15 protein-coding genes are annotated in these 16,617 nt (G+C 56.0%); 10 read left to right on the forward strand and 5 right to left on the reverse strand.

Annotated elements, in window-relative coordinates; translation table 11 throughout:
- Positions 1 to 283: 283 nt before the first annotated feature.
- The 4 genes from EP166_RS18785 to yjfF all read left to right on the forward strand — a co-directional run bounded on the left by EP166_RS18785 (position 284) and on the right by yjfF (position 4,850).
- Entirely contained in the window at positions 284 to 1,234 is a 951-nt protein-coding gene (locus EP166_RS18785; protein WP_127559947.1) for an ABC transporter substrate-binding protein, read from the forward strand.
- Positions 1,235 to 1,300: 66 nt separating this feature from the next.
- On the forward strand, positions 1,301 to 2,806 hold the full coding sequence (locus EP166_RS18790) for a sugar ABC transporter ATP-binding protein (protein ID WP_127559949.1): 1,506 nt from the start codon (positions 1,301 to 1,303) through the stop codon (positions 2,804 to 2,806).
- 18 nt (positions 2,807 to 2,824) lie between these two features.
- Positions 2,825 to 3,841: an ABC transporter permease gene (locus EP166_RS18795; RefSeq protein WP_127559951.1), complete on the forward strand. Its 1,017-nt coding sequence runs from the start codon at positions 2,825 to 2,827 to the stop codon at positions 3,839 to 3,841.
- Positions 3,834 to 4,850, forward strand: coding sequence for a galactofuranose ABC transporter, permease protein YjfF (gene yjfF / locus EP166_RS18800; RefSeq protein WP_127559953.1), 1,017 nt, complete (start codon positions 3,834 to 3,836; stop codon positions 4,848 to 4,850). The genes EP166_RS18795 and yjfF overlap by 8 nt, the downstream gene beginning before the upstream one ends.
- Positions 4,851 to 4,902: 52 nt before the next feature.
- On the opposite strand, the gene araC is transcribed toward yjfF, so the two are convergent.
- Entirely contained in the window at positions 4,903 to 5,754 is an 852-nt protein-coding gene (gene araC / locus EP166_RS18805) for an arabinose operon transcriptional regulator AraC (RefSeq protein WP_127559955.1), read from the reverse strand.
- A 349-nt stretch (positions 5,755 to 6,103) separates the two neighbouring features.
- Here araC and EP166_RS18810 point away from each other — a divergent pair, with 349 nt between their 5' ends.
- The 5 genes from EP166_RS18810 (at position 6,104) to EP166_RS18830 (ending at position 10,493) form a co-directional block, all read left to right on the forward strand.
- Complete coding sequence (locus EP166_RS18810) at positions 6,104 to 6,769, forward strand: DUF1826 domain-containing protein (protein ID WP_127559957.1); 666 nt, start codon at positions 6,104 to 6,106, stop codon at positions 6,767 to 6,769.
- A gap of 132 nt (positions 6,770 to 6,901) precedes the next feature.
- Positions 6,902 to 7,582 carry a metal ABC transporter ATP-binding protein gene (locus EP166_RS18815; protein ID WP_127559959.1) on the forward strand — a complete coding sequence of 227 codons (681 nt, stop codon included), beginning with the start codon at positions 6,902 to 6,904 and terminating at the stop codon, positions 7,580 to 7,582.
- On the forward strand, positions 7,579 to 8,463 hold the full coding sequence (locus tag EP166_RS18820) for a metal ABC transporter permease (RefSeq protein WP_127559961.1): 885 nt from the start codon (positions 7,579 to 7,581) through the stop codon (positions 8,461 to 8,463). Before EP166_RS18815 ends, EP166_RS18820 begins: the two co-directional genes overlap by 4 nt.
- On the forward strand, positions 8,460 to 9,449 hold the full coding sequence (locus tag EP166_RS18825) for a metal ABC transporter solute-binding protein, Zn/Mn family (protein WP_127559963.1): 990 nt from the start codon (positions 8,460 to 8,462) through the stop codon (positions 9,447 to 9,449). Before EP166_RS18820 ends, EP166_RS18825 begins: the two co-directional genes overlap by 4 nt.
- A 72-nt stretch (positions 9,450 to 9,521) precedes the next feature.
- Complete coding sequence (locus EP166_RS18830) at positions 9,522 to 10,493, forward strand: ABC transporter substrate-binding protein (protein ID WP_127559965.1); 972 nt, start codon at positions 9,522 to 9,524, stop codon at positions 10,491 to 10,493.
- Positions 10,494 to 10,510: 17 nt separating this feature from the next.
- Here EP166_RS18830 and EP166_RS18835 read toward each other — a convergent pair whose 3' ends face one another.
- From EP166_RS18835 to EP166_RS18845, 3 genes are all read right to left on the reverse strand, one after another.
- The gene (locus tag EP166_RS18835; RefSeq protein WP_127559967.1) at positions 10,511 to 12,454 is read right to left on the reverse strand and encodes a methyl-accepting chemotaxis protein; all 1,944 of its coding nucleotides are present in this window, start codon (positions 12,452 to 12,454) and stop codon (positions 10,511 to 10,513) included.
- 182 nt (positions 12,455 to 12,636) lie between these two features.
- Complete coding sequence (locus tag EP166_RS18840) at positions 12,637 to 13,638, reverse strand: tripartite tricarboxylate transporter substrate binding protein (protein WP_127559968.1); 1,002 nt, start codon at positions 13,636 to 13,638, stop codon at positions 12,637 to 12,639.
- 243 nt (positions 13,639 to 13,881) lie between these two features.
- Positions 13,882 to 14,277 carry a hypothetical protein gene (locus EP166_RS18845; protein ID WP_127559970.1) on the reverse strand — a complete coding sequence of 132 codons (396 nt, stop codon included), beginning with the start codon at positions 14,275 to 14,277 and terminating at the stop codon, positions 13,882 to 13,884.
- Positions 14,278 to 14,431: 154 nt separating this feature from the next.
- Here EP166_RS18845 and EP166_RS18850 point away from each other — a divergent pair, with 154 nt between their 5' ends.
- Entirely contained in the window at positions 14,432 to 14,908 is a 477-nt protein-coding gene (locus tag EP166_RS18850) for a MarR family winged helix-turn-helix transcriptional regulator (protein ID WP_127559972.1), read from the forward strand.
- Here EP166_RS18850 and EP166_RS18855 read toward each other — a convergent pair.
- Positions 14,892 to 16,529 carry a glycoside hydrolase family 13 protein gene (locus tag EP166_RS18855; RefSeq protein ID WP_127559974.1) on the reverse strand — a complete coding sequence of 546 codons (1,638 nt, stop codon included), beginning with the start codon at positions 16,527 to 16,529 and terminating at the stop codon, positions 14,892 to 14,894. The two genes, EP166_RS18850 and EP166_RS18855, sit on opposite strands and share 17 nt — an antisense overlap.
- Positions 16,530 to 16,617: the final 88 nt, after the last annotated feature.

The raw sequence follows: 16,617 nt of genomic DNA on the forward strand, positions 1-16,617 counted from the left end.
TAACGGGTGGTTTAAGGGTACGCACTGACGTACCGCTCAGACTCACCCGATGGTTTGAACACCCGAAAGCGATACCAGGCTGACGGCCCGTTACAGGGGCAAGGTTGGCCCCTGTTTTTTCAGTTCGGGAACGCCTTACGCTAATTAGGCTGTGAATATGGACAAAAGGACTAGAGTCCGGGTGACCGGATTTACTTGTTCACCCCATGGCCGTAAGTTTTAGTGGCGCTGACTCACGATCACCGTGTACCCATGCTAACAACAATCTCACAAGGGGTGAATTATGAAACTTAGCAAGACGTTTACATCGATGCTGCCAGCACTGGTTGCCAGCACTGCGGTTCTACTCAGCAGCCCGACGTTCGCCGAAACCTATGGCTTTTCACAAATCGGTTCCGAGAGTGGATGGCGGACCTCAGAAACCAACTCCATTAAAGCCGAAGCCGAAGCGCGTGGCATCGACCTGAAATTCTCCGATGCTCAGCAACGGCAGGAAAACCAGATCAAGGCGGTTCGTTCGTTCATCGCCCAGGGCGTTGATGGCATTCTGCTTGCCCCGGTGGTTGAAACCGGTTGGGATCAGGTATTGCGCGAAGCCCAGCGCGCAGAAATTCCCGTGGTTCTTATCGATCGCGGTGTCGATGCCGACCCGAGTTTGTATCTGACCAAAGTCGCCTCTGACTTCACCGAAGAAGGTGCGCTTGCCGCTTCCTGGCTGGCCGCTGAAACCAATGGCGTCTGCGATATCGTTGAGCTACAGGGTACCGTCGGTTCTTCGGCTGCCATTGACCGTAAAACCGGTTTCGACTCGGTGATTTCCAACTTCCCGAACATGAACATCATTCGCTCGCAGTCAGGTGACTTCACCCGGGCAGGCGGCAAAGAAGTGATGGAAAGCTTCCTGAAGGCAGAAGGCGGCGGTAGTAACATTTGTGCGTTGTTTGCTCACAATGATGACATGGCCCTGGGCGCTATTCAGGCGATCAAAGAAGCCCAACTGCAACCGGCTGAAGACATTCTGGTGCTGTCGATCGACGCGGTTCCCGATATTTTCCGGGCGATGGCCGACGGCGAAGCCAACGCCACCATCGAACTGAACCCGCACCTCGGTGGTCCGGCTTTCGATGCCATCGCTGCGCATGAGCGGGGCGAAGAAGTCGATAAGTGGATCAAGGCGAACGGCCCGCTGTATCTGCCAGACACCGCAGAAGCAGAGTATCAGGCACGCCGCTAAGGCTTGTTCACTACCAGCCCCGCCCCCTTTGGGGGTGGGGCATCATGTTATCAGCGGAAGACTATTATGACGGACGTCAATCAGCCGCCTTTGTTGTCCATCGAGCACATCAATAAACGATTTCCCGGAGTACGAGCCCTGAACGATGTGTCGCTGACCTTTCACGCAGGTGAGGTTCATGCGTTATTGGGCGAAAATGGCGCCGGGAAATCTACCCTGATTAAAGTGCTGACCGGCATCTACACCAAAGACAGCGGCGACATGATGCTGGATGGTCGCAACGTTCACATCAGAAACTCACTCGACGCCCAAAGCAACGGCATTCGCACGGTCTATCAGGAGATCAACCTGATTCCGACCATGACGGTTGCTGAAAACCTGACACTGCTCGACCAGCCACGACGCTTTGGCATGATCCGCTGGCGCAGTGCGCAATCCCGTGCGAAGGAAATGCTGGCCCGGGTGGGGCTCGATATCGACCCGAACAGTTTATTGGTTTCGCACTCCATCGCCGTACAACAGATGGTCGCCATCGCACGCGCCTTGGGTTCGAAAGCCAGGTTACTGATTCTGGATGAACCAACGGCGAGTCTGGACAGCGACGAAATAGCCCGGCTGTTTGGTTTGATGCGACAACTGAAAGAACAGGGGATGGCGATTATTTTCGTGACCCACTTTCTGGATCAGGTTTACGCCATTTCCGACACCATCAGCGTGTTGCGCAATGGCAGCCATGTTGGCACCTTCAAGACCAGTAACCTGTCCCAAACCGAACTGGTTGGCCACATGCTGGGCAAGGACCTGGACATGCTGCAGCACGACCAGCGCGATGTCACCGAAGCGGAAGAAAAGCCTGTCGTGCTATCGCTCAGCCAGGTCGGTAAAACCGGCATGCTGAAACCCGTTGATCTGAATTTGAAACAAGGCGAAATCGTTGGCCTTGCCGGTCTGTTGGGGTCGGGAAGAACGGAACTGTGTGAACTCGCTTACGGTTCGGTACGCCCTGACCAGGGCAACAAAGCCTGGCTTGGAAAACTGCTGCCAATAAACACACCAAAACAGGCGATCGAGCAGGGCATGGCCTATTGCCCCGAAGACCGCAAGCACCGGGGTATTATTGCCGAGCTGAGCGTACGGGAAAATCTGATTCTTGCGCTGCAGTCTTCCCGGGGGTGGTGGTCGCGCATTCCCATGGCAGAACAGCAAGCCATTGTCAGCGAGTTTATTGAGCGCCTGAGTATCAAAACATCGGATATGGAAAAACCCATTGGTGAGCTCAGCGGTGGCAACCAGCAGAAAGTCATTCTGGCTCGCTGGCTGGTAACCAACCCGACTCTGTTAATTCTGGATGAGCCGACCCGGGGGATCGACGTCGGTGCACACCATGACATCCTGACCATCATCAGAGAGTTGTGTGAAGAGGGCATGTCTCTATTGGTGGCGTCGTCTGAAGTAGAAGAAATTGTGGCGTTTGCGCATCGGGTGGTTGTATTGCGAGACCGGGGAAAAGTGTCGGAAATCGCGGGTAACCAGATCAGTCAGAAATCGATCATACAGGCGATAGCGCAATGAGTAGAGTGGGTGGGTTTTATGCGTTTTAAAAGTATTATGAGGCTGGAAGCCAGAACACTGGCTCCCATTGTTTCGTTGTTCTTACTGATTGTTGGAACAGCCCTGGTTGTTCCCGGGTTCCTGAAACTCAGCATTGTTGACGGCCATATTTACGGCAGTCTGATCGACATACTGCATCGATCAACACCCACGGCGTTGATCGCGCTGGGTATGGCGGTTGTCATCGGCACCAAGGGCATCGATTTGTCGGTAGGGGCGATTATCGCCATCTGCGGCGCGGTGACCGCCGTGCTGACCACGTCAACCGAACTGCACCCGCTGATTGTGCTTGGTTGCGCACTGTTGGCGGGCATGGCCTGTGGGTTATGGAATGGCACGCTGGTGGCTGTGTTCGGCATTCAGCCCATTGTTGCCACGCTCATCCTCATGGTGGCGGGCCGGGGTATCGCCCAGATGATTACCGGTGGCCAGATCGTGACGTTCCATTCCGACTTTATCGATGCCATCGGCAACGGCTTTTTCATGGGGTTGCCGGCGCGGGTTGTTCTGGCTGCAGTGATCGTTGCAATCACAATCCTGGTGCTGCGCAAAACCGCATTGGGCATGTTCCTTGAAGCCGTGGGCGGCAATTCAGAAGCCAGCCGGCTGGTGGGCATTGATTCGAAACTGTTGATCATTATGGTGTACGTTTTCTCCGGCTTTTGTGCAGCGCTGGCGGGGGTCATTATCGCCGCCGATATTCGCGGTGCCGATGCGAACAACGCCGGGCTCTGGCTTGAACTGGATGCGATTCTGGCCGTGGTTATCGCCGGTGCGTCGCTCAGCGGCGGTCGAATCTATCTGGGGCTAACCATCGTGGGTGCCCTGATCATTCAAACCCTGACCACAGCGATTCTGACCAGTGGATTGCCAGCCCAATACAACCTCATTGTTAAGGCCAGTATTATCTTGCTGGTGCTGCTGTTGCAATCGAAGGTGACCCAGAACTTTATCAAAGCCCGGGTGCAATCGTTCAGGAGGGCGTCCGATGCTTAATGAACGGTATTTGCCTGTCATCGCGACACTGCTGGTTTTTATTCTTCTGTACGGGTACGGCATGGTTGAGTACAAGGGGTTTCGGGATACGCTGGTGTTTACCAACCTGCTGACTGACAACGCCTTTCTGATTGTCACCGCCGTCGGGATGAGTTTTGTGATTATCTCTGGCGGGATTGATCTGTCCGTTGGCTCGATGATCGCCTTTGTGGGTGTCTTGCTCGCCTACCTGATTACCGGTTTGGGGATTCACCCGGTGTATGCGGCTATTATTGCTCTGTGCACGGCTACCTTTTTTGGCATGATCATGGGCGTAATCATCGCCTACTTCGAGATTCAGCCGTTTATCGTCACGCTGGCGGGGTTGTTTCTGTTCAGGGGGCTGGCTTACATGATCAACCTCAACTCGGTGCCCATCGACCATGAATTGCTGGTGACCTTGTCGGAGATTTATGTGCCTTTGCCCGGCCGCGGCGGGCTGACGTTTATCGCCATGGCCATGCTGGCATTGCTGGCGATTGGGGTTGTGGTGGCCAAGCGAACCCGGTTTGGGCTTAACGTCTATGCCGTGGGTGGTGATGTGCAATCGGCCGCGTTAATGGGCGTCCCGGTTAAATCAACCCTGGTCAGAATTTATGCCTTAAGCGGCTTATACAGCGGCGCGGCCGGGGTTATTTTCGCCATCTACACGGGCTCGGCTTATCCGCTGGCCGCTGTCGGGGTAGAGCTGGATGCCATTGCCGCCGTGGTGATCGGGGGGACCTTGCTCACGGGCGGTGTCGGTTTTGTTTTTGGCGCGTTTTTGGGAGCCCTGATTCAGGGCATCATTCAGACGCTGATCATTTTCGATGGAAGTTTGAACAGTTGGTGGACAAAAGTGGCCATCGGCGCGTTGTTGCTGATGTTTATTCTAATGCAGAAGGCGATTGTTCATTTTACCCGACGATACTCCGGGAAAAATCCGGAGCCCCCGGAACAGCCTGCCTTGGAAAAAGTGGAAAGCACCTAGGCAGAACGCTCGGGTGCAGAAAGGTTGTTCACATCTGCACAATAGAGCCACTTTACTGGTGGCTCTTTCTGAATTCACGGGGGCTAAGGCCGAGGTTTTTGCGAAAGACCCGGGAGAAATACAACGCATCCTGATAACCGAGATACTGCGCTACCTGGCTCACCGCCAGGTCGGTCGTCAGCAATAACTGCCGGGCCAGGCTGATGCGCTGGTCTTCGATCCACTGGCGGATCGGGATGCCTATCTGCTTGCGGAACAGATGGGAAAACCGGGAGCTCGACATGCAGGCGACACTCGACAGCTCGGCAATGGAGAGCTCTTTGCTCAGATTGTCGTTGATGAACTGGCACACGCGGTGTATGCGATTGTCCAGCGGGGCCTGTGGTCGTTGCTGGTCGAATTCCCGGCAGCGAATCAGAATTTGTTCCAGCAAGTTCAGCCCCAGCTCTTCCGAGAGCATGTTCCCGTTTTTCCGGCTGCTGTCGATGTCTTTGAATAACTGGCTGATCAGTTGCACGCGCTCTCGCGACTCGATGGTCATGAACCCGACATTGCGAGTCACCTGGGCCCAGTTGAGCCACTCGCTCCAGGTTGCTCTGGGGCGAAAATAGACCCAGCGGTGGTGCCAGTTGGGCGCATCGGGGTGACGGCCATAATCATGGCAGGCGCCGGCCGGAATCAGCATCATATCGCCGGTGTTCACCCGGGTTTCGTGTTTTGAACCCGGAAAAACGAGCCCGGAACCCGAGGTGGTGAGATTCAGGATGTAGCCCTTCAATCCGGAGGGGCGTTCAATCCAGAAATCGAGTTCTCCCCCCTGGTCGATAGGGGTTATCCCTGCTACCAGGTGGGCGTTGAAGGGGTAGCCGGGCATGAGCGGATCGAGGTTTATGGCTTCAGTCATGGCAGTGCTCTGATTTTTATTGTCTTTTTATAATACAAACTACAGGGGCATGTTAGTCCGCACTGTTCCTGTTTGCCAGCCCTTATGTCGGCCTGGCCGTATTTGGGTGTCGGTTAGAATACTTCATTAGGGTCAAGGGGTTAGATTCGTCTTTGGTCGTGACCTGCCTGTCGCCTTTTGCAAGAAATGACCGGTTACTGAATGTATCTAGTGGGATTGTCCATATTCTGGATTTCCTGTAGCCGGTGCATTCGCTAGTCAGCGCGACTGAATAGAAGGGGTGTTGCTCTTAAATGTTATGATGTAACATCACATTTATATTGGCAGCTTAGAGATCAGGAGCCCCGGCATGTTGTCCGCTACCCCCATACCCACGCATCCGGTGTCTCGCGCCGTGGAAAGCCGAGATTTGATGGTCTTGACAGATATCTATCGGGACGACATCAATCTGGTGTGCTGGCAGGCGCCCGCCCTGGACCCCGACACCATGAATTACCTGCACCGTCTTGCCAGTTCAACGCTGCCGCCAAAAATAACCACCGTGTTGTCCGCCCGCCATTGCACCAATCAAATGCGCGATTGTTTCCAGGAGCATCCGGCGCGGCGCACTCTTGTTGCCTGGTTAGCCGAATGCATCGACCTGTTTGCCAGCCTGTTTGAACAGGAGCGAGTTGGGGTTCGGTTGCGGTACCTGACCAGCGCCATGTGCCCCCGGTTCCATGTAGACAACATTCCCGTTCGTTTGGTTCACACCCTGGTAGGGCCCGGTACTGAGTGGCTTACCGAAGACAACCTTGATCGGAGCCGCCTGGGTCGTGGGAACGGTGGGTTGCCGGATGAGCATTCCGGCCTGTTGTTCGAGCCGCGCAACATTCAACGGTTGAACGCCGGTGATGTGGCGTTACTGAAAGGCAGCGGTTGGGTTGGTAATGAACACGCCGGTCTGGTGCACCGCTCACCGGCGGTGACGCCTGTCGCTGGACGCTGGGTGCTCACCCTGGATCTGGCCGATTGATATGAACCAAGGCGTGAGACAACCATTGAGGTCTGTGCCCAGCCTGCTTACGTCACCCGGTTGGTTTCGTCTGCTATTGGCTGTGACACTCACAGGCGCGATATGGGCGCTGGTTTTTAGCGTGGTATCGGGATGAGCGGTATTCACTTGAAGGGACTGCGGGTTGGTTACGAGCACCCGTTATTGACGGTCGGCGCTGCGTCGATCGGTGCAGGGGAGCGCGTTGCACTCACCGGTGATAATGGCAGCGGCAAATCCACCCTGGTGAAAACCCTGGTCGGATTGCTTTCGCCGCTGGGTGGCCGGTGCACAGGACCTGACCGGCGCCAAATTGGCTACCTCCCGCAACAGGGTAGGGAAGACCGGCAATTCCCCGTGTCGGTCTATGAGTGGGTGTTGTCTGGATTCTGGGGGAAAAGAGGCCCACTGGCGGCTTTCTCCCGTTCCGATCACAGCAGCACGAATGATTTGTTAGGCCGTCTGGGCCTGCTCAACCGGTGTGAAGCGCCGCTTAATGAACTGTCGGGCGGGCAATGGCAACGAACCCGGCTGGCCCGTTTGTTGGTGCAACGGTTTGATTGTCTGGTGTTGGACGAACCGTTCAACAACATCGACGAAATGAGCCAGAGTCTGATTCTGAAAGAACTTCAAACAGCCGCGCAGGCCGGGTGCTCAGTCTTATGCGTTTTGCATGACATGGCCCTGGCCCGACGGGCCTTTGATACCCACTGGCATCTGTGCGACGGCCGGTTGCACTCGGCTGATCTGCACCAAACGGGCAGTCCGGCCCGGCCCCAGAGTTCCCGGGCATGACCGATTTGCTTTATCCCTTCGTGGAATTCGATTTCATGCGGCGCGCGCTCGCTGGGTCTTTGATCATAAGCCTGAGCGCAGCGCCGGTGGGGGTCTTTATGGTGCTGCGTCGAATCAGCCTGATGGGAGACGCCCTGTCTCATGCCGTGTTACCCGGAGTTGCCATCGGCTATCTGGTCGCTGGTCTGTCGGTCACCGCGATGGCATTGGGCGGATTGCTGGCCGGTTGTCTGGTGGCTTTGGCTTCCGGGTTGTCGAGCCGCTGGTCAACCGTTCCGGAGGATCGCAACCTTGCGGCCTGGTATCTGATTGCGCTGGCGCTGGGGGTGTTTCTGATCTCGGTCAGAGGCGGGTCGGTGGATTTGATGCATGTTCTCTTCGGAGCGGCGCTGGGGCTTGGTGACGCTGCTTTGGTGTGGGTGGGCGCAACTGCCACGGCCACAATTTGGGTGTTGTTAATGCTGTTTCGCCCTTTGGTGTTCGACAGTGTCGACCCCGGCAGTCTCAGCAACCAGGGCAGTTGGGGGTGGGTGACGCACGGTGCCTTTGTGGTGCTGATCGTACTCAATCTGGTGGCGGGTTTGCATGCCATGGGCACGTTGATGGCCGTTGGGTTAATGATTCTGCCAGGCACCATTGCCAGCTACTGGTGTCAGCGCCTCGATTCGCTTCTGGTGATGGCCGTTGCGCTGGCCGGACTGGCCTCGGTGGCGGGGCTGCTTGGCTCGTTTTACGCCGACTGGCCGACCAGTCCAACTGTCATTCTGGGGTTGGGTATCGCGTATCTGTTGTCGGTCTTGTTGGGGCGTCGACAGGGGTTGGTGCGGGCCCTCTGGTTCCGCGCTGTTCAGACAAAACAATCAAAGGAGTTACGGAAATGAGGGTATTGCGTTGGATTGGGGTGGCGATTTTTTTGTCGTTGACGACCAGTGTCAGTCAGGCTGGGCAGTTGCGGGTGGTGGCTTCTTTCAGCGTGCTGGGCGATATGGTTGATGAGATCGCCGGAGACCGGGTAACTCTGGATATTCTGGTGGGCCCGAACGGTGACTCACACGTCTACGAACCCAGCCCGCAAGACGCTGTGGCCATAAGCCGCGCTGACTTGGTCGTGCTAAATGGTCTGTCGTTCGAGGGGTGGATGCCACGGCTGATGGACACAGCCGACTTCAAAGGCGAGCAGCTGGTGCTCGGCGAGCACATTGAACCTCTGGAATTTGGGGGTGATGATCACGAACAAGCCCACCAAGACGAAGAACACCACGAGGAGCATAACGGGGAAAATCATACGGGTGAGCATAAACACGAAGACGAACACCACCACAATCACGGCGAGTTCGACCCCCATGCCTGGCACAGCCTGCCGCATGCCATGACCTATGTGTCGGTCATCACTGATACGCTGGCGGATATGGACCCTGAAAACGCCCGCTATTATCGGCAACGAGGCGACCGCTACAGAGAGCGATTGCACCACCTGCACGACTGGGCAACCGACGCTATGGCCCGTATCCCTGAATCCAGACGCCGCATCATTACGCCTCACGACGCCTATGGGTATCTTGAACACGAATACGGGTTGCACATCGAATCACCCCAGGGGCTCAGCACCGAATCTGAAGCATCAGCCCGGCGGTTGGGAGAATTGATCCTGCAGGTGCGGATGAACAATATTTCGGCCGTGTTTCTCGAAAACGTCGCCAGCGATAACCTGATACGCCAGATCGAACGGGATGCCAAGGTAACGTTCGGCGGCACCCTGTATTCAGATGCCTTGTCCGAGCCTTCTGGCCCGGCTGCCACCTACGAAGCCATGATGCGGCATAATCTGGAAACCCTGATCAATGCCTTGCAGGTGCCGGCTCCGTAGGCTTGATTGTTGTAAATAATAGTGATTATCAATATAGTTCGCGTCCATGACCATCACGACAGGACAGGCACAATGGAACGAACTATAGCGGCGGCGTTGAAGGTTGTTATCGGCTGCACCCTTGTACTCATGCAGGCCACCTCGGCTTTCGCCGGGACGAGGACCTTTGTCGATCACAATGGCCCGGTACAGATACCGGAAGTGCCACAACGCATTGTGGCCTTGAACGACCATGTTTTGGCCATGCCCCTGATTGAACTGGGTGCGCCTCTGGTTGGCAGCAGTGGCCGGGTGCGTGACGATGGCAGTATTTACCTGCGCGGCGTAAAAGACCTTCTGGGGGTGGACTTCGACAACAGCCCGATCGAGTTTGTGGGCACCTATGGCGAACTCGACATGGAAAAAATTGTCGCTTTGAATCCGGATCTGATTGTTGCCTTTGCCTACCACGATGCCGAAACCGTGGAGCAAATGCGCAAAGTCGCGCCTACGGTGGTGATTGATACCGACCAGCCCGTTCTGGATTTCATTCACGATCTTGCCGATGCGGCAGGCGTGATGGCTGAGTACAACAAGCGACTGTCGCGCTACCAGGCGCGACTGGCCGAAGCGAGAACAATCATCCCAAACGCCTCCGAGATTCAGGTAACGGTGCTGCAGGCCTGGGATGGTAAATTGTCCGTCTCCGAGTCATACGGCTCGCTAGGGCAGGTCATAGAGGACATCGGGTTCAGGCAGCCGAACATCGTGCAGGGCATCGAGGGTGAAGCAGAATTCAGCGCTGAAGCACTGACCGACTTTGATGGGGATTTTATCTTCGATACCTATCGCATCTCTGCTGGCGATGTACCGGATGATGCTCGCGAGCGCATGGCAGGCGTGTTGCCTGGCTGGTGTGAGGTGTTGCATGCCTGTCGCAACAACCAATACATTACCTTGCCGAGAACCTTTGTCTATTCATCGTCCTTTGCGTCGTTGGAGTTGAATATTCAACTGTTGGTCACGCATATTGGTGGCCGGGATTTTGTTCCCTACGAGCAGTGAAACCTCGTTGCTCCGCACTAACGAAACACGAAGCGGTGCGCGCCTTCGTGCAGGCCGGAGCCGAGGGTGTTTAACCGCTCGGCTGACGCCAGTGATTGTTCACTGGCGTTGAGCGCTTCGTCGGATGCTTCCTGTATGTGAACGAGTCGCTGGCTGATGTCTTCGGCCACTACCGATTGCTCGGCAACGGCGCTGGCAATCTGATGGTTCATATTGCGGATCACGCCAACGGCCTCGCGGACCTGATTGAACGCAGCCTGCGCTTGCGTTGCTTCCGTCTGACACGCCTCCGACAAGGTCGCATTCTCGTTCATTTGCAGCAGAGCTTCAGATGCTTTGGTCTGTAGCTGTTTAACCAGACGATACACTTTTTCGGTGGCATCCTGAGTTCTGAGCGAGAGGCTGCGTACTTCATCGGCCACGACCGAGAACCCCCGGCCCGCTTCTCCGGCCCGGGCCGATTCGATGGCAGCGTTCAATGCCAGCAGATTCGTTTGCTGGGCGACATCGGCGATCAGATCGATGATGGCATCAATCTGGTCGCACTCTTCCTTAACGGTTTGGATCTGGCTTCGGGCCTGGGTCACGGTCTGGGCCAGTTGGCTGCTTAGTACGATGGTCTGATCGATGCGCTGGCTGCCCAGCGTGGTTTGCTGGTCGCAGGCGCCGACGGCTTCTGCCGCGCTCGTGGCGTGTGCGGCAACCTCATGAATGGATACCGACATCTCTTGTGTGGCCGTGGCGACCTGATCGGTCTCCGTCTTTTGTTCGGTGAGCCCCTTGTGACTGCGCTGGGCATGGTCTGCCATTAAAGCGCTGTTTTCGCTCAGTTGATCGATGCCACTGGAGAGCTGACCGACCAGCGCCCTGAGGTTGTCGGACGTTTTCTGGCTGGCGTGAAACAGCAGGCCAATTTCATCGTTGCGCTGAATGTCGACACGTTTGGTTAAATTGCCTTCGCCCAGCGCTGTCATAAAGGCCATCAGTGCGCGGATAGGGCGTATGACAGAGCCAATGGTCACCACGGCGACCAGCGTTGCAACAAGTAAAATAATCAGTCCCAGAATAGATACGCCTGATAGAAAGCGAGTGTCTGCGTTGGCCATGGTGTCGTTCATCTGGCGTTCCCAGGCCGACAGCATCTGTTGCAGCGCTGCATCGTGATTCTGTGTTTCGGCCCTGACCCGTTGTTGCTGTTCGGTGGCGGCCGCGACCGATTGCAAGCTGTCGCCGAAGACAGCCAGGTCGTTATTCACCGCCTGCAATGGGGCCAGTGCCTGGCCGATGGTCATGTTGGCATCGAGTGATTCAGCCAAAGACTGCAGCGTGCCGATACCCGACATGAAGTCGGTGGTTTCCGCGCCTGCGCTCTGTGCCCCTAAAGCGTTTAGCCATTGAATGTGGTTCTGTCGCAAAGCCTGATCGAGCGCTATGGCCCCCTGATATTGCTCGAACAGGGAGGTGAGTTCCGCATCGCTGTACAGGCTGATCCGCGAGGCCAGTTCATTCTCAACGGCTGCGGTCAGTTGCTGCATGCTGGCCGTTGCAGTATGGCTCGCCTGCTCGATGGTGTTTAACGCGGTTTGTTGTTGGCGGTGGCTGGTGCCAAACTGCGCCAGTGAAGCCTGGTACTCGTTTAACAGCGAAAGCAAAAGGGGTTGCTGATCGAATGCGTTGGTGCCACTCGCCGTGGTACTGATGTCTGCGAGCAAGGCGCCCGCCTGTTCCAGCCGGGCTTCGGCACCGGTGGTTTCAAAGTGTCGCTGTGCGATTTGTGCCTGCAGCGCCTGCACGTTCATTCGGCTGACGTTTTCTTTCTGATGAAAGGTGTCGACCACCTGTCTGAACCCGTTCACCGCGAACAGTGACAGCAGAATCACCAGCCCAATAACCACACCGAAGCCTGCTGTCATCTTCCATTTCAGGCTCAGGTTGGTGAGCCAGGTGGTTATTGTTTGCATGGTGGTACCTTTGTGCACTAATAGGTTGTTTAAAAAGGCATCCTGCCTTTTTAAACATATGAGAAGCGAAAATTGCGATTTCCGCTTCTCTCCCAAAATCCATGACTTAATGTCATCGATTTTGCCGGAACATCCATGTTCCGGTAGCAGGGTGCCGAAATTCTACGAATTTCAACAGCCTGCTAATAGCCGAGGTAATAGATGTTCAGGTCCCGCATGACGTCGAGCAGTTCCCGTTCCTGCCGGGCCAGAAATTGTTCGAAGTCCCGCCCTGTATGAAAGGTTGAAACCCAGCCGCGCGCGGACATGGCCTGGCGCCACTCATTGCTCTGGTTCAGTTGTCGAAACAGCTCGATGTACTGGTTGGTTTGGCGGTCGGGCAGATTTGGGGGCGCAAAGAAACCGCGCCAGTTGACGAAGTTAACGTCGTAGCCCTGCTCCTTGAATGTCGGTACCTGGGTGTCGGCCGGGCTGCGCTCGGGTGCGGTGATGCCGAGAATGCGTACCTGGTTATTGCGTTGCCATTGAATGGCTTCGCCAAACCCGGTGACCAGGCTATCAACCTCACCACTGAGCAGGCCAGCCATGGCATCACCGCCACCGTCGTAAGCCTGGTAGTGCAAATACCGGGCTTTTTTACCCACCGCTTCGCGCAAAATGGATGCGACCACAATGTTGTCCAGATCTCCGCGAGCCGAGCCGCCACCGAACTTCACATGGAAGGGATCGGCTTTGAAAGCGGTCACGAGATCGTCGAAGGTTTGATGGTCCGAATCGTTGGCGACGACCAGGGCGCCGTAATCACCGATAAGGGATACCACCGGCGTTAGGTCCTGATAGGTATGATCAAATATATGCGACAGGGAACGAACGATGATGGGGGTTGAATTCACCATCAGTGTGTTGGGATGCTCATTGGGACCATTGACCAGCCTCGACATCGCAATGCCACCGCTGTTGCCCGATAGATTGTTGTAACTCACCCGGCTGACGATGCCTGCTTCCTGCAGTGTCTGGCCGACCGTGCGGGCGGTAAGATCCCAGCCACCGCCTTCGCCACCCGGTATGATGAAATGCAGGTCGTCCGGTGACTCGGCATGAGCGCTCAGGCCAATGCATAGCAATGTCAGGCACGACAGCCTGGCAGCCTGATTCGGCAGCAAACGAAATAAAGTTCGAAGCATTAGGGTTTATCCCATTGTTTTTATAGTAAGGAAGCGGTGTTTCCAAGAATCGCAGCCTTCGATTAAAGAAGGCTGGCTTGAGAGTAAAGAGGCAGGATTATCGGTAAAAGGTTGTGCGCTTAAAGAGTATTAAGTGCATTAACTGCATATTGTTCGCGGGCAGGCCTGTAGTTACTAACATCTCTGAAGTTACTAACAACTCTGTAGTTACTAACATCCGTGTAGCTACGAAACCCCCTGATGTTAAGAACACCCCAAACTGACCGACGCAGCGACGATGCCGCTGGCTGCGGTACCCAGATATACCATCGCCTGCCAGTTGTTTTCTTCTGGCAGGTTGTGACCCCCCAGGTCGGTTACCCGCAAGGTGTGACGTTGATCATCGACATGAAAGGTAATGTCGCTGGTCAGTGCTTGCAGGCTGGTTGGCATGGCCAGTGACACATAGATTTTCAGGTGAGTTTGATCCTGATAATCCAGTTCGGTCATCAGGTGGCACTTAATACGACGCAGCAGCGCTTCTTCTGAGTGTTGCTGACGTGATGGTTTTCCAGTGCGGGGCGATTTGCCATTGTCCAGGCAGTGAACGCTAGCCGAGAGCCGGTGCAGGGTTCTGTTTGATGCGCAATGCAGTGTCATGGCGGTCTCCTCATTGATCGGCCGTGTCGATGAAGTGAGGATGCCAGTCGCCGGTGAAAATTCTGTGAGTTGAACCAACAGAGCCTTGTGGCGGCTGTACTCGGCCGGTTTCATGTGTGACCATTTGCCCACTGCCGTCGCCGGAACCTGCTGTATGCCTGATCAAGCCCCTGATACGACCTTCGATCTAAACCAGTTTTTGCCCTACCGGCTGAACCGGCTGGCCGACCAGGTGAGTGAGCAGCTGGCGCACCTCTACGAGTCGTCGTATTCACTGACCATTGCGCAGTGGCGCGTGCTGGCCTGGCTGAACCAGTGTGAGGTGCTCACTGCCAAGCAGATTCGGGATGCAACCCGCATGGATAAAGCCCGGGTGTCGCGTGCCGTGCAGGTTCTCGTGGATAGGCAACTGATCAGCCGCAGCCCGGACCAGCAGGATCAGCGCGCCCACCACCTGCGGCTAACCGAAGCCGGGTGCGCTCTGCTCAATCAGTTATTGCCCGAAGCTCAGGCCTGGGAAGCCTCGTTGCTTTCGGCCTTGTCCGGCGCTGAACGCGGTGCTTTATTGAAAGCGATGGCCAAGCTGGAAGACGCGCTCGGCCAGTCCGCCGTCGTTAACCCAGCGACATAATAAAAGCATCGTAAGGGGCCAGTTCGACCCTTTGGCTCAGCCCGGTTCTTGATGTGCCGCTGCAAACGAGAACCTGCGCTGAATCGGACAGCAGGTTGTCTGACAGTGGCACGGTCAAGTGTTCGGTTGAAAGGTTACCCACCACCAATAATGTTTCAGAATCGGTCTTGCGCAGGTAGGCGAATACCTGAGGGTGGTCTGCCAGCAACAGTTTAAACTGGCCGTCTATCAGGGTGGGGTTGGTTTTACGCAACTGAATCAACCGCTGATAGTGATGGAAGATGGAGTTCTGGTCTTCCAGGCTGGCCTCAACGTTGATCTCGGGGTAATTCGGGTTCACTTTCAGCCAGGGCTTGGCGGAGCTGAAGCCGGCGTTGTCGCTGGCATCCCACTGCATGGGTGTGCGGGCGTTGTCGCGGCTGTTTTTGTGAATAGCGGCCATCAGTGCATCGGGCGCATCACCCTGTTCCAGCCGTTCCGCAAAAAGATTACGGGTCTCAATGTCCTGGTAATCCTCTATCACCTTGAACGCCACGTTGGTCATGCCTATCTCTTCACCCTGGTAGACATAGGGCGTGCCTTGCATGCCATGCAGCACAGTGGCCAGCGCCTTGGCCGAGGCCTCCCGATACTCGCCATCATCGCCGTATTTGGAGACTGCGCGGGGCAGGTCGTGGTTGTTCCAGAACAGGGAGTTCCAGCCCTGGCCATCCAGTTCGGTCTGCCATTTGGCGAACACGTGTTTGAGCGCAACCAGATCAAACTCCCGCGGGCGCCATTTGCCATGCACCGGGTCGAAGGTCAGTTCGATGTGCTCAAACTGGAACACCATCGATAGCTCTTCGCGTTCCGGAGCCGAATACAGCTGGGCGGTTTCGGGGGTGACACTCCAGGTTTCGCCCACGGTGAGCGCATCCCGACCTTTCAGTGTGGCCTGGTGCATTGCCTGCAGGTGGCTGTGCAGGGTGGGGCCGTTGGCGAGCACTTTGTTGTCGACGTCTTTGCCGATCAGGTCGATAACATCCATGCGAAAGCCGGCAATGCCGCGGTCGAGCCAGCGGTTCATCATTGCGTGCACGGCGTCGGGAACGGCCGGGTTGTCCCAGTTCAGGTCCGGTTGTTTGGTCGAGAACTGGTGAAAATAATAGTCGTTGGTGGCCGGGTTGAAAGTCCAGGCCGGGCCACCGAAGTAGCTGCGAATATCGTTCGGCAGCGAGCCGTCCGGCTGTGCTTCGCGCCAGATGTAGTAATCGCGGTAGGGGCTGTCTTTAGACTGACGGGCCGATTCGAACCAGGGGTGCTCGTCCGAGCTGTGGTTGACCACCAGATCCATAATGATCTTGATATCGCGCAAACGGGCCTCGGCTATCAGCCGGTCCATATCGGCCAGGGTGCCGAATTCGGGGGCGATGTCGTCGTAGTCGGAAATGTCGTAGCCGTTGTCGTCCATCGGTGATTTGAACACCGGCGACAGCCAGATCACATCAATGCCGAGCAGGGCCAGGTAATCCAGTTTGCTGATGATGCCGTTCAGATCGCCCATGCCATCGCCGTTGCTGTCCATAAAGCTGCGTGGGTATATCTGATAGACCACAGACGTTTTCCACCAGGGGTGTGTCATTGCCAGGCTCCTGTTCACTGTTTTTGACATGTGATCCCAGCCTAGCCGTTTAACCGCCGCAGGTGTAATGGTATTGCGTTCGTCAGGG

The sequence above is a fragment of the Saccharospirillum alexandrii genome (assembly GCF_004000275.1).
Lineage (GTDB): Bacteria > Pseudomonadota > Gammaproteobacteria > Pseudomonadales > Natronospirillaceae > Saccharospirillum > Saccharospirillum alexandrii.

Coding starts and splice junctions, on each gene's coding strand:
- EP166_RS18810 (WP_127559957.1), top strand. CDS start 6,104: ATGTTGTCCGCTACCCCCATACCCACGCATCCGGTGTCTCGCGCCGTG.
- EP166_RS18795 (WP_127559951.1), top strand. CDS start 2,825: ATGCGTTTTAAAAGTATTATGAGGCTGGAAGCCAGAACACTGGCTCCC.
- araC (WP_127559955.1), bottom strand. CDS start 5,754: ATGACTGAAGCCATAAACCTCGATCCGCTCATGCCCGGCTACCCCTTC.
- EP166_RS18850 (WP_127559972.1), top strand. CDS start 14,432: ATGCCTGATCAAGCCCCTGATACGACCTTCGATCTAAACCAGTTTTTG.
- EP166_RS18785 (WP_127559947.1), top strand. CDS start 284: ATGAAACTTAGCAAGACGTTTACATCGATGCTGCCAGCACTGGTTGCC.
- EP166_RS18825 (WP_127559963.1), top strand. CDS start 8,460: ATGAGGGTATTGCGTTGGATTGGGGTGGCGATTTTTTTGTCGTTGACG.
- EP166_RS18835 (WP_127559967.1), bottom strand. CDS start 12,454: ATGCAAACAATAACCACCTGGCTCACCAACCTGAGCCTGAAATGGAAG.
- EP166_RS18790 (WP_127559949.1), top strand. CDS start 1,301: ATGACGGACGTCAATCAGCCGCCTTTGTTGTCCATCGAGCACATCAAT.
- EP166_RS18855 (WP_127559974.1), bottom strand. CDS start 16,529: ATGACACACCCCTGGTGGAAAACGTCTGTGGTCTATCAGATATACCCA.
- yjfF (WP_127559953.1), top strand. CDS start 3,834: ATGCTTAATGAACGGTATTTGCCTGTCATCGCGACACTGCTGGTTTTT.
- EP166_RS18830 (WP_127559965.1), top strand. CDS start 9,522: ATGGAACGAACTATAGCGGCGGCGTTGAAGGTTGTTATCGGCTGCACC.
- EP166_RS18815 (WP_127559959.1), top strand. CDS start 6,902: ATGAGCGGTATTCACTTGAAGGGACTGCGGGTTGGTTACGAGCACCCG.
- EP166_RS18820 (WP_127559961.1), top strand. CDS start 7,579: ATGACCGATTTGCTTTATCCCTTCGTGGAATTCGATTTCATGCGGCGC.
- EP166_RS18840 (WP_127559968.1), bottom strand. CDS start 13,638: ATGCTTCGAACTTTATTTCGTTTGCTGCCGAATCAGGCTGCCAGGCTG.
- EP166_RS18845 (WP_127559970.1), bottom strand. CDS start 14,277: ATGACACTGCATTGCGCATCAAACAGAACCCTGCACCGGCTCTCGGCT.